Genomic DNA, 11,746 nt, shown 5'->3' on the forward strand with positions numbered 1-11,746 from the left:
ATGGCAGAGGTTATATCCCAGCCTGTCGGACATCAACACGGACATGATCACGCACATGGACATGTAGACCAGGAATCCCTGAAAATATTGGGATTCTGGATCTTCCTTGTGACGGACTGCTTGCTGTTTGGAACATTGTTTGCAACGTTTATCGTCCTTCGAACACATACGGACGGCGGACCGACAGGCAAAGAAATTTTTGATATCCCAACGTTTATTGCAGAAACGTTTATCCTTTTGACAAGCAGCTTTACAAGTGGTCTTGCTACATTGGAAATGCGCAAAAACAACGGCAGCGTACAGCGGTTGATCGGATGGCTAATCGTTACATGGATTCTCGGTGCTGCGTTCGTTGGCTTGGAAATCAAGGAATTTACCCATTTGGCGCTTGATGGCGCAACGATTTCCCGCAGTGCGTTTCTCTCCGGATTCTTTACATTGGTAGGAACTCACGGTCTGCACGTATCCGTCGGTCTGATCTGGATGTTGGCATTGATGATTCAGGTAGGCCGTTACGGTTTTACTGCCGTTACCAAACGGAAGATTTATATCGTTGGTTTGTACTGGCACTTCCTTGATGCAGTCTGGATTTTCCTGTTCACAGTTGTTTATCTGATTGGGGTGATGTAAGAATGGCAGGCGGACAACAGCATACTGCAAATTCGGACCATGAGAATCATGGAGATCATGGATCACCGAAACTCTATATTATTGGTTATATTTTATCGATTGTCCTGACGATTATTCCGTTGGTGCTTGTTTTAAACCATGTGATGAGCGGTGTGCCATTGGTTGCGACGATTACGATCATGGCAATTCTGCAGTTTTTGATTCAGTTGTTCTTCTTCATGCATATTACTGAAGGAGAAAAACCGGCGTACCATGTCATGACATTGGCACTGGGCGTCATCATGGTATTTACCATAGTGGCCGGTTCCGCATGGATTATGACATTTAATGCTTCCGTTTCGTAGTTGGACACATGTACGAAGCAGTGATACGATATATACGGGTTTTACACTTAATTAGAAAGGAGTGTCGGGCAATGTCAGTTTCACAACAAGAGTTGCTGCAGCCGATTGAACGCAGTATTCCTTCTTCCAGCTCGATGCTTCAAACCATGCAAGCGTATATTGCATTGACAAAGCCAAGGATATTGGTGATGTTGGTATTTACTTCTCTCTGTGCGGCGTTTGTCGCACAGAGAGGTTTGCCCAATATCGGCAAAACTCTCGCCATGCTGATCGGCCTTTGGTTGTCATCCGGCGGTTCTGCCGCAATCAACATGTGGTATGATCGGGATATTGACGCGATGATGAAACGTACGAAAAATCGCCCGATTCCTTTGGGCCTTGTAGAACCGCTACCTGCATTTTGGTTTGGAATTTTATTGGGTGTATTGTCTTTTATTGAACTCTATGCATTTGTAAATCTTTTAACGGCTTGTTTATCGTTACTCGGTTATATCTATTACGCTGTCATCTATACGATGTGGCTCAAAAGAAGCACACCACAGAACATCGTAATCGGTGGTGGAGCAGGTGCCATGCCAGCTTTGATCGGTTGGTCAGCCGTTACGGGACAATTAAGCATTGCGCCGATCCTGATGTTCTTGATCGTCTTTTTATGGACGCCTCCGCACTTTTGGGCACTCGCTTTATATAAAAACGAAGATTATACGCGGGCCGGCATTCCCATGATGCCTGTCGTTAAAGGACCGCGTGCAACAAAACGCCAAAGTGTCATGTACGCAGTGTTGCTGCTTCTTTGTTCGGTAGCCCTTTATTTTACTGGCGCAGTCGGGGCGATCTATCTGATTGCAGCACTTGCCTTAGGCATAGCGTTTCTCGTATATAATGTGTTTTTATTTTTTGAAAATGACGATGAATTTGTTTGGGCAAAACGCACATTTTTTAGCTCATTGATGTATTTGCCTGTTCTTTTTACGTTTATGGTTCTTGGTGCGTTTTAAAATTTGGGCAGATCCGGAAAATAAAAGCAGGAACAACGCAGCCGTATTTTTTGCGGCCTGCGTTGTTTTGTTTTATATTTTTGTTTTATATTCAGGGGCTCACTCTTCATGTTGTGGCTTTTCCTTTAATTGATCCAGGATTGAGATTGTAGTGATCAATTGATTATTAAAAATCTTTCGCGCAATATCCAATAAATCGGCAATCATCGGATCGCGCAATGAGTATATGACTCGATTCCCTTCCTTTATTCCCAAGACCATATTGTACATTCGCAAAACTTTTAATTGTTGAGAGATTGCCGAGCCGTCAATGCCAATGATGGCTTGCAATTGATTCACGCTTAATTTTTGATCGGATAGGATTTCAAGAATTTGAATTCGCAATGGATGTGCCAAAGCCTTGAAAAAGTTAGCTTTAAATTGCTGCATTTCCTGATTCATGATTTCACCCAATCGTAGTGTTTTCGGAAGCCGAAATCCAATCACTTTTTAATCGATTATTCGGTGTTGATTTTCGATAGTGCTTCGCAACATACAATCATACACACAAATTCATCGGCAGAGGGGAATTTTATATGAGAAAAATCGTAATCTTGTTCTCATCAAAAATATTGTAACAAGTTTACAGAGGTTTGAAATCGTCCCTTTGAACTATTTTCATCGGATAATATTAAAAATGTCTCCCAATAATGCTCTTAAAAAAGCGATGATTATGCATCATCGCTTCTTCGCTTAATATTCCGTTTCTCAATGGTATTTTTGAGTAGTAATCCAATAACCACACCAAAAAATAAACCGATCATACCTAACCAAACCGGGCCAAGAAAGTCTCGGGAGAATATTATCCCGACCGTTCCTGAGAAAGCGCCGAAAGCGAAAGGGAGAACCGCATATGGTTCTATAACAACACTTGCATCTTTATAGGCGTCCCAAATCCCGAAAATATAAATACATGGATAAAACATTAGCCATTGGTAATTTGTTTGATGTATAGTTTTCTCAATTTCCCCATGGAAGCTGGAAATAATAATTTCATTTAAGTTGGATTGGTTATTAACCAACAATTCTAAGCCAATTAGTACAATGCCTTTAAAAAATTTGCCATTTAGAAGTTGTCCAAAACCAGGCAGTGCAATACTCCAAAGAAATACTTCTATACGTTGACATTTTTCCATAATATTCATTACTCTTCTTTTTATGTTTATTCAATTAACCATCAACAATGAGTTGAAAATTCAATAATTTTATTATTGCGATGAATAAATAATTTATGCTCGTATAAAAATAAAAAAGTTTTAAAAGGGGGATTGAGTATGGAAATAAAAAAACCGATTCAACCATTTTCATTCAATCATGCAAAAATAAACAAAATGGATTCCAATGAAAAATTAAATTCGGCGGAGCAAGCAAAACTTTGGTCAACTTATATGGGGAATACTATGGCCATATGTGTTTTGAGTTACATGCTCCATCACGTTGAGGATCAAGAAATTAAGATAGTCGTGGAGAATGCTCTAAGCCTGTCGGAACAATTCGTTAAGACAATAAAAGAAATTTTCGTCCAGGAGAATTATCCCATTCCACAGGGATTTACAGAAGAAGATGTAAATGTAGGGGCACCAAGATTATTTGAAGACCCATTTTATCTCCATTATTTAAAATATGTTTCTAAAGCAGGTATAAGTCTTTATGGAATCGCAGTTCCCCTAATGATTCGATCGGATATTCAAACATTTTTTACTAAGTGTGTTGACTCCACAATGAAATTGGTGAACCAAGTGAATGAAGTGTCGATTGCAAAAGGGCTCATCGCAAAGCCTGCCTTTACTCCTTATCCGAGTCATGTGGACTTTATAAAAAAACAAACGTATTTGAATGGCTTTTTTGGGGAGGTTCGACCGTTACAAGCTTTGGAGATTACTCATTTGTACGATAACATTGAAAATAATGCGACAAGTAGAGCTGTTTTAATTGGATTCAGTCAAGTAGCTCAATCAGAACAAGTAAGAGCCTATTTTCTCAGAGGAAAAGAAATTGTCGCCAAACATTACGATATCTGTAGCCAAGTCCTTCAAAAAGAGGATGTATCATCACCACCCATTCTAGACACCTTAGTGACGACTTCAACAGTTCCGCCATTTTCTGACAAATTGATGATGTTCCATAAACTGGATATGTTTTCAATGAGAATACGAACATACGGAAACGCCTTAGCTGTAAGTGCAAGGCATGATATAGCAGCAAAATATGGGCGGTTTCTCTTGGAGGTAGGGAATTACGTCGAAGATGGTGCAAATATCCTGATTGAGCATGGATGGTTGGAACAACCTCCGCAAGCGGCGGATCGAGAGGCTTTAGCTTCGAAATAGTTATAAAACGGACGAAACGATACTTAACAAAGCCGATTTCTTTAGAATAAAAAGCATCGGCTTTGTTATTCCATAAATTGCACTAACGTGGGTTTTATATAGTTTACAGTGGATGCTGAAATACAAACGCCAAGATGAAATTCGACATGGCACGCACCTGTATTGGCCCAGGTGACTAATGGATGATTTACTGTTTCCATCTCCCTGATGCAGAATCAGGAAGACGGCTGAGGTCGGGCAACGGGATTCGTCTGCTGTTGCGTTGAATCTTTGATGAAAAATGTACTAACAAACGCCACGATACTGACAATCAATCCATACAGGAACAAGTGGTGGATTCCCGTCAAAAAGTCTGGCGCTTTTGTCAAAAACGCTCCCATGATCGTTACGCCAATTGCTGTGCCGATATTGCGGGAAAACAATTGAAAAGATGTAGAGATTCCCTTTTGATTTGCTTCCACCAACTGCTGGGAACCGATGATCGATACGGTCGATGTCAGACCAAAGGAAAGCCCCTGGATCATCATGGCGAAAAAAACATACCAGAACCCGGTTTGCTGGTTTAAAAAATTGAGCAGAATACCGGAAAGAACAAGCAGCGTATTGCCGATAATCAGCAGCGGCCGATAGCCAAAACGCAAAATCCATTTTCCGGCGGGAACGGCTACTGCCATCCACCCGACGGATGTTCCCAATAAAGCAACTCCACTTATAAACAAAGACTCGCCAGATACTCTTTGCAAAAACAACGGAATATAACTGCCGGTACCGAATAGTGCGGCACTGGATAAGAAGCCTGTAAGATTGAGCCATTTCACCGTTTTGTTATGAAATAATGCAAGGGGTACAAGCGGCGATTGTTGGCGGCGTTCGTAGAAATAAAAGGCCAGCAAGAACAGGATGCCCAATAGTCCGAACAGGATCTGGTTTGACTTTATAACGGTATCCAACAGGACCATGCTGATCCCTGTGCCGAACAACACTGCCCCGAAATAATCGATGGCGGATTTTTTCGGTGTATATACTTCTTTATATGGAAGCAACAGTAAAAACGAAAGGATGCAAATCGGAATATTGACATAAAAAATCCAGCGCCATGTCATATATTGCACGAAGAAAGCACCCAACATGGGCGCCAAAACGGCAGACAACCCCCACATGCCGGTGAAAAACGCCTGGATTTTTCCTCTTTGTTCAATGGAGAACAAATCGCCTGCAATAATGGCAGGGAAGGGTATCATGCATCCGGCGCCAATCCCTTGCAGTGCCCGAAACAGAACCAATTGAATCATGGAATTTGAAATTCCGCATAGAAAAGAACCGATCAAAAACAACACAATGCCAAATCCGAACACATGTTTCCGTCCGAATAAATCAGAAATTCGTCCGGCTACCGGCGATAAAACGGTGCTTACAATCATATAGGATGCAAAACTCCAGGCGTATAAATCGAAGCGTCCCAAATCTTTGGCGATAATCGGCATGGTCGTGTTCATAATCGTAGAATCCATGGATGAAACGAGCATAGCCAAGACAATGCTGACCATTACAGAAATTCGGCTTTTCATTTACCTCTCGTCCCCTCTACATGCTTTTTCACGGATTAAGTGAATGTTTCCAATTATTGCTTAAACCTACAGTAGCATATCAGAGTTGTCGCAATTTCGTCAATTTTAGTATGCACAAAAGGAAACCAAATCAGAACCTATATGTATGCATAAAGTTGCAGGAATGTAATCATGAAACGTATCTCAATGATCACGGCTGAATGACACGCAAAAAATGATATAAAATTCGGGCTGTTAATCCCCATATGATAAGCTCTTCATCCACTCGATAAAAAAATTGGGAAACCGTTCCCGTACGCCAGGGGTATTGTTTTCCTTGCGGGATCCAATGATAGGGGAAATTCTCGTCGGGATGCACGGAAATCGCTACATCATGGCGTTCCGGATGAATCGCAAGCAAACGTTCCAAGGGAAGGATTATCACTTTTTCCACTTCATCCGGATTTGGCTGTATGGATGCTACGTTCGGCAAACAACCGACAAATGGATAGACAATCATTTGGGAATATGTCACCAAGATATCCAAATCTCCCATATATTGAATGGAGTGAAGGGGCAGATTCAGTTCTTCGCTTGTCTCGCGAAGTGCTGCTGTTTGCGGATTTTTATCTTGTGGTTCCACGCGTCCGCCGGGAAAACAGATTTCCCCCGGTTGACGGCGCAAAGTTTTGGCCCGCTGTTCGAATAAAACACATAATTGACCATTTTGTTGAAGCAACGGAACCAAAACGGCATTTTTTCGAAATTGTTCATTCCCGAGAATGGAAGCAACTCTTCCCCGGAATCGATCTGCAATCTGCGGAAGAGCAATCGTATTTTTTATCGGTTCGTTCATTTTCCGTGTTTACCCCTTCCGGCCTGTTGAAAGTTCGTTATACCCATCCGGATCATCGGTTTGAGTGGAATGTGTGCTTTTGATATCAAACCAGCGATCGCGAACCAATGATTTCCATTTGGAATCTATGTGTTTCGCAGTGAGCACGTAACTAAACCAGGAGCGGGTTTTGTCGTAATGATCAAGCCTTCCATGAATTTCGCCAATGAGATAGAGTAGCTTGCCTTCTTCCATCGGAAGTGTGGCAAGGGACTGTGTTTGATAGATCTGCTCATAAAAGTTGACAGCATTTTGAAGAAACCTGCGCTCTTCTTCATGATTTCCTGCATATCGTTGCAGCCATGCAATACGCATGCAAAGATTTGCGATTGTCAGTGTTTTTTCATTTAAAATATTTGCACATAATAATGTGAGCTTGTAGCCGCGAATTGCTTCTTTTAGAGTACGGGATCCGCAACAATTGGTTACTTCGATTTTGTCGATATATTCATATTTGATTCGTTCTCTCGCTTGCCCTTTGATCGGAGAGAAGCTGTCAGTAAATGCAAGGCCGCAGTGTGGACAATTATAAAATTCGTAAAACATCGGATTTTCTCCAATAAAATATGTGCAAAAATCGGTGTCCCGTTTGCTTGCTTTTATTTTGCTTATACGAACCCGCATGGATCCAAAGGATGTATGACAATATAGACATTGTACGCGTTTTTCATAGAGTGCGTCACTCAATAGGAATCCCTCATTTGTAACGTGTGTCAGGTTTCATTTGTAATTCTGCATTGCCGGGCAGGAAGTCTCCAGATATTAAATATACAGCATTTGCACAAGATTTCCTGTGCGAATACTCCTATTCTCGCTTTTTTTCTTTAGAAGAGCAAGAAATATGTCAGAAATACAATGGACGGACCTTTGGAATCGGATATAATATGTGTAATCCCGATTTATGAATTTGGTAGAATTGAGGCTGAATGAATTGAATGAACGCAATATGGTTTTACATACGGATAAATATGAAATCAATATGATGTATGCGCATTGGTTTCATGGCACACAAAATCGAAAAACCGTTTTTGATTGTTATTTTCGAAAAATTCCCTTTGGCAACGGGTTTGCCGTATTTGCAGGATTGGAGCGAATTGTGCATTATTTAAATCAACTGCAATTCGATGAAGAAACGCTTGACTATCTGGCGCAACAGGAAGAAAATTACGATCCCCGTTTTTTGCAAGAATTACGGGAGTTTCGTTTTACTGGTGATATTTATGCCGTTCCTGAAGGTACGATTGTGTTTCCGAACGAACCGCTCATACGAGTGGAGGCGCGAGTGTTTGAAGCGCAGTTGATTGAAACGGCGTTGCTGAATTTCATGAACTATCAGACACTGATTGCGACAAAGGCGGCACGGATCAGACAAGTGGCGCCGAACGATATTTTGCTGGAATTCGGCAGTCGCCGTGCACAGGAAGCGGATGCTGCGATCTGGGGGGCAAGGGCCGCTTATATTTCAGGATTCGACGCCACGTCCAACATGAAAGCAGGCCAAATGTTCGGCATTCCGACGAAAGGCACACATGCCCACTCATGGGTCCAGGATCATGAGAACGAGGAAGAAGCATTTGAAAAATTTGCAGAAGCACTGCCGAATCAGATATCACTATTGGTGGATACGTACAATTCACTAAAAAGCGGCGTCCCGAATGCAATAAAAGTAGCCAAAAAACTGGAAAATAAAGGGGTTCGATTGCAATCCATCCGTTTGGACAGCGGGGATTTGGCGTATTTATCCATTGAAGCCCGGAAGATGCTGGATCAAGCAAATCTGGAATATGTAAAAATTGTGGCTTCCAATGATTTGGATGAAAATACGATTTTAAATTTAAAAGCACAAGGCGCCAAAATCGATATCTGGGGAGTCGGAACACAATTGATTACGGCTGCGGACAACCCTGCGCTAGGCGGCGTCTATAAACTTGTGGCAAAAGAAAAAAACGGCGAGTTGTTGCCTACTATAAAAATTTCAGGAAATCCGGAAAAAATCACAACGCCTGGCTTAAAAACAGTATATCGAATCGTTAATAAGCAAACCAATAAGGTGGAAGCGGATTATATTGCACTTGTTGAAGAAACGGATGTGAAAAACGGAGAACAAATCCGACTGTTTGACCCGATACATACATATATCCAGAAGCATGTATCCAATTATCAACCGATCGAGTTGCTTCAGCCGATTTTTCTGAAAGGAAGGCAAGTATACCGGTTGCCGGATTTAGATTCGGTTCGCGATTACCATAAAGCACAGTTGAAGCTGTTTTGGCCGGAATATTTACGGATCTTGAATCCGGAAGTATTTCCAGTAGATCTAAGTCAAGACGTATGGAACATGAAAATGAATCTCATTAATGAATATAAAGCAAAGCAAGCGTGAGGAGGTCATTTCTTTTGGCCCGCAAACGATATTTTAATCTTGACGACGTGCCGCATACAAAGTCCATCAAACATTTTCAGCGCTGGCGGAAGGAGCGGCGGCAAAAACAGAAAGATTTCTCCTTTTCCGTTCCCCATACAGATCGTGTGGCATTGGAATATCTGTATTCGAATAAGAAGGATACTACGATTACTTGGATTGGCCATTCTACGTTTTTTATTCAATCCGGCGGATTGAATATCTTGACAGATCCAGTATGGGCAAGGCGAATGGGACTTGACAAGCGCTTGACAGATCCGGGGATTCCGTTAGGCCAAATGCCTGCGATTGATGTTGTGGTCATTTCCCACAGCCACTATGATCATTTGAATTTTACTACATTGCGAAAACTCAAAGGGAATCCGTTATACCTGGTTCCGGAAGGGTTAAAACAAAAAATGATCAAAAAAGGGTTTCCGTCAGTCATGGAGCTGAACTGGTGGTCTTCTCACAGGATCGGCGATGTGGAATTCACCATTGTACCTGCACAACATTGGACGAAGCGAACCATTCGCGATACCAATACATCTCATTGGGGCGGCTGGCTGATTGATAATGCCGCATTTGCAAAACAGGCAAATACGGAAAAGCAAGTGATTTATTTTGTGGGGGACACCGGCTATTTTCGCGGTTTTAAAGAAATAGGCAAGCGTTTTTCCATTGATTATGCGTTAGTGCCGATCGGTGCTTATGAGCCGGAATGGTTTATGGCACCCCAACATGTCAATCCCGAGCAGGCCGTTCAAGCATTTCTCGATACACAAGCGAAATATTTTATCCCGATGCATTACGGGACGTTTCGTTTGGCAGATGATACTCCGATTGAGGCGCTTGAGCGGCTGGATAGGGAATGGAGACGGTTAGGTCTAGGTATCGATCGTTTAAAAAAATTGAAATTGGGTGAGACAATTACTTGTTAGCTGTTTGATCTTTAAAAATTCGAATTATTCTTCCAACATGAAAATAATTTGAAGCTCCCCTTTATCGCCAAGGCTGATTGGTACGCTAATCGCTTTGTCAAATCCGTAAAGCTTTGTCTGTCCGACAAGCACCGTGGGTGGAGTAATATCGACTCGAAGGCCTTTTTGCGAGACATTTGTAGCCATATTTCCGGCAATCATGTTGCCGAGTTCACCTGCAAAAGATTCAAGCATTTCGCCTTCGAGAGCCATCCCGAACATGACTTCGCCAATACTGCCAATCGCCTTCATTTTACCTTCCAACACCATCCGACCGCGTACATCTCCGGTAATTCCGATTAACACACCCATTTCCGGCTGCAAGATAGGGGCAGATAAAACGATCGGGTTGCCGCTTGAAACAGGAATAGGAATGATTGTTGATAAGGATTCAATCGCACCATTTAGTACTGCCGTAATATGACTGCTTGACATAGCGTGACTCCTTTTTCTTAATAATTTTTTACTATATTCGACAGAAAACTTTGCAAACCCTTCGAAGTTGCGGAAGTTGTTTTAAAAAAATATGACGGTTGTCCCGAAAACAAAACAAAAGCACCCTCATCCACCTTTTCTGTGTGGAATGGGATGCTTTTTGAATTTGGCAAACCACTTCAAAATGTTTTCTTTGAATTTCTTCTATGGAACGGGTGATTTTTAATGATCACGACTCACAAGATTTACCATTGTGCGGGCCAATGCATGCCGATCTTCCGGAGAGCTTACTTCCCACATTTGCTTGAGCAGGCGCTCCTGGCTATTTTTCGGATCCACTTTGTCCGATAAGAAACCGCCAATCTGGTATGCTACATCGGCGATTTTATCGGTATTCATGCCCGCACTTTGGGCAGCTTCAACACGATTTCCCAAGAATTCTTTCCATTTATCAAAATTCTCAAGTACGTGTGCCATTGCTAATTCCTCCTTTGTATTATCGGGTTGTATCACTTGCTTATCAGTTACCCTTTTTTAATGTTCCAATCGGTGTGTAATCATATGCAAGTTTTCAGAGATTCTTCTTGCACTTGTCCTTTTTTTACGTTGTATGCATATACATGTCCTGATGACGAAGTTTAGATAATACAACAGAAACGGATGTTACCAAAAATGATGGGAGGACAGAAGTATGCGCAAAATGATCGGAAACCGCAGGGCATACCCGTTAAAATCCGTCTTGTATGTAATTCTTGGCTTGGCAATGGTTCTATATGCAATTCCAAAGCTGCCTGCAATTTCTTTATCCGTAAGCGGTATATTTACAGTCGTATGGCTGCTGTTTTCATTTTTGTTTATTGGGGCAAATTTATATTACGTATATGGTGTAGACAAAGAAGCAAAACATGAGGCAGAGCCGGCACAACGTTCGCAGACGGAACATCAGAGAAAATTGCTCATGCATGAATAGACGCTTGAGTGTCTTGATTTCACGAGCTTTCACGGATCTTGGAATTTTGAAACAAATCTTTATAATAAAAGTAGCAAAGGCTGTTCATGGAATGGCCTTTTTTATTCACCACTTTTTGTACGAAAATAATATTTTCATGTGATGCGGTGGCTGAAAGGCCACGTAAGTTTTGAACAC

The 11,746-nt window shown here is 41.8% G+C and carries 14 protein-coding genes; 7 read left to right on the top strand and 7 right to left on the bottom strand.

Going from position 1 to position 11,746, the window contains the following annotated elements; genetic code table 11:
• From cyoC to LSG31_RS11085, 3 genes are all read left to right on the top strand, one after another.
• Positions 1–630: a cytochrome o ubiquinol oxidase subunit III gene (gene cyoC / locus LSG31_RS11075; protein ID WP_347439313.1), complete on the top strand. Its 630-nt coding sequence runs from the start codon at positions 1–3 to the stop codon at positions 628–630.
• 2 nt (positions 631–632) lie between these two features.
• The gene (locus LSG31_RS11080) at positions 633–974 is read left to right on the top strand and encodes a cytochrome o ubiquinol oxidase subunit IV (RefSeq protein ID WP_347439314.1); all 342 of its coding nucleotides are present in this window, start codon (positions 633–635) and stop codon (positions 972–974) included.
• Between the two features lie 71 nt (positions 975–1,045).
• On the top strand, positions 1,046–1,972 hold the full coding sequence (locus LSG31_RS11085; protein WP_347439315.1) for a heme o synthase: 927 nt from the start codon (positions 1,046–1,048) through the stop codon (positions 1,970–1,972).
• Between the two features lie 99 nt (positions 1,973–2,071).
• Here the strand turns inward: LSG31_RS11085 and LSG31_RS11090 are convergent, their stop codons facing one another.
• Both LSG31_RS11090 and LSG31_RS11095 read right to left on the bottom strand, forming a co-directional pair.
• Positions 2,072–2,413 (bottom strand): ArsR/SmtB family transcription factor, encoded by a 342-nt coding sequence (locus LSG31_RS11090; protein ID WP_347439316.1) that lies wholly within the window; start codon positions 2,411–2,413, stop codon positions 2,072–2,074.
• A gap of 269 nt (positions 2,414–2,682) precedes the next feature.
• A complete protein-coding gene (locus tag LSG31_RS11095) occupies positions 2,683–3,147 on the bottom strand; it encodes a hypothetical protein (protein WP_347439317.1) in 465 nt (154 codons plus the stop codon).
• A 138-nt stretch (positions 3,148–3,285) separates the two neighbouring features.
• Between LSG31_RS11095 and LSG31_RS11100 the strand changes: the two genes are divergently transcribed.
• Positions 3,286–4,341 (top strand): DUF3231 family protein, encoded by a 1,056-nt coding sequence (locus LSG31_RS11100; protein WP_347439318.1) that lies wholly within the window; start codon positions 3,286–3,288, stop codon positions 4,339–4,341.
• 215 nt (positions 4,342–4,556) lie between these two features.
• Here the strand turns inward: LSG31_RS11100 and LSG31_RS11105 are convergent, their stop codons facing one another.
• The 3 genes from LSG31_RS11105 to LSG31_RS11115 form a co-directional block, all read right to left on the bottom strand.
• Positions 4,557–5,909, bottom strand: coding sequence for an MDR family MFS transporter (locus tag LSG31_RS11105; RefSeq protein WP_347439319.1), 1,353 nt, complete (start codon positions 5,907–5,909; stop codon positions 4,557–4,559).
• A 190-nt stretch (positions 5,910–6,099) separates the two neighbouring features.
• A complete protein-coding gene (locus tag LSG31_RS11110; RefSeq protein WP_347439320.1) occupies positions 6,100–6,744 on the bottom strand; it encodes an NUDIX hydrolase in 645 nt (214 codons plus the stop codon).
• 9 nt (positions 6,745–6,753) lie between these two features.
• The gene (locus tag LSG31_RS11115; RefSeq protein ID WP_347439321.1) at positions 6,754–7,470 is read right to left on the bottom strand and encodes a DUF2225 domain-containing protein; all 717 of its coding nucleotides are present in this window, start codon (positions 7,468–7,470) and stop codon (positions 6,754–6,756) included.
• A 244-nt stretch (positions 7,471–7,714) separates the two neighbouring features.
• Between LSG31_RS11115 and LSG31_RS11120 the strand changes: the two genes are divergently transcribed.
• Positions 7,715–9,166 (top strand): nicotinate phosphoribosyltransferase, encoded by a 1,452-nt coding sequence (locus LSG31_RS11120; protein WP_347439322.1) that lies wholly within the window; start codon positions 7,715–7,717, stop codon positions 9,164–9,166.
• A gap of 14 nt (positions 9,167–9,180) precedes the next feature.
• Positions 9,181–10,125, top strand: coding sequence for an MBL fold metallo-hydrolase (locus tag LSG31_RS11125; protein WP_347439323.1), 945 nt, complete (start codon positions 9,181–9,183; stop codon positions 10,123–10,125).
• 24 nt (positions 10,126–10,149) lie between these two features.
• On the opposite strand, the gene LSG31_RS11130 is transcribed toward LSG31_RS11125, so the two are convergent.
• Together LSG31_RS11130 and LSG31_RS11135 are read right to left on the bottom strand one after the other, a co-directional pair.
• Positions 10,150–10,599, bottom strand: coding sequence for a chemotaxis protein CheX (locus tag LSG31_RS11130; RefSeq protein ID WP_347439324.1), 450 nt, complete (start codon positions 10,597–10,599; stop codon positions 10,150–10,152).
• Between the two features lie 222 nt (positions 10,600–10,821).
• Positions 10,822–11,076, bottom strand: a complete 255-nt coding sequence (locus LSG31_RS11135; protein ID WP_347439325.1) for a DUF3243 domain-containing protein — start codon at positions 11,074–11,076, stop codon at positions 10,822–10,824.
• Between the two features lie 214 nt (positions 11,077–11,290).
• On the opposite strand from LSG31_RS11135, the gene LSG31_RS11140 reads away from it, so the two are divergent.
• Positions 11,291–11,569 (top strand): hypothetical protein, encoded by a 279-nt coding sequence (locus tag LSG31_RS11140; RefSeq protein WP_347439326.1) that lies wholly within the window; start codon positions 11,291–11,293, stop codon positions 11,567–11,569.
• The last annotated feature ends 177 nt before the right edge of the window (positions 11,570–11,746 follow it).

The sequence above is a fragment of the Fodinisporobacter ferrooxydans genome, from assembly GCF_022818495.1.
Lineage (GTDB): Bacteria > Bacillota > Bacilli > Tumebacillales > MYW30-H2 > Fodinisporobacter > Fodinisporobacter ferrooxydans.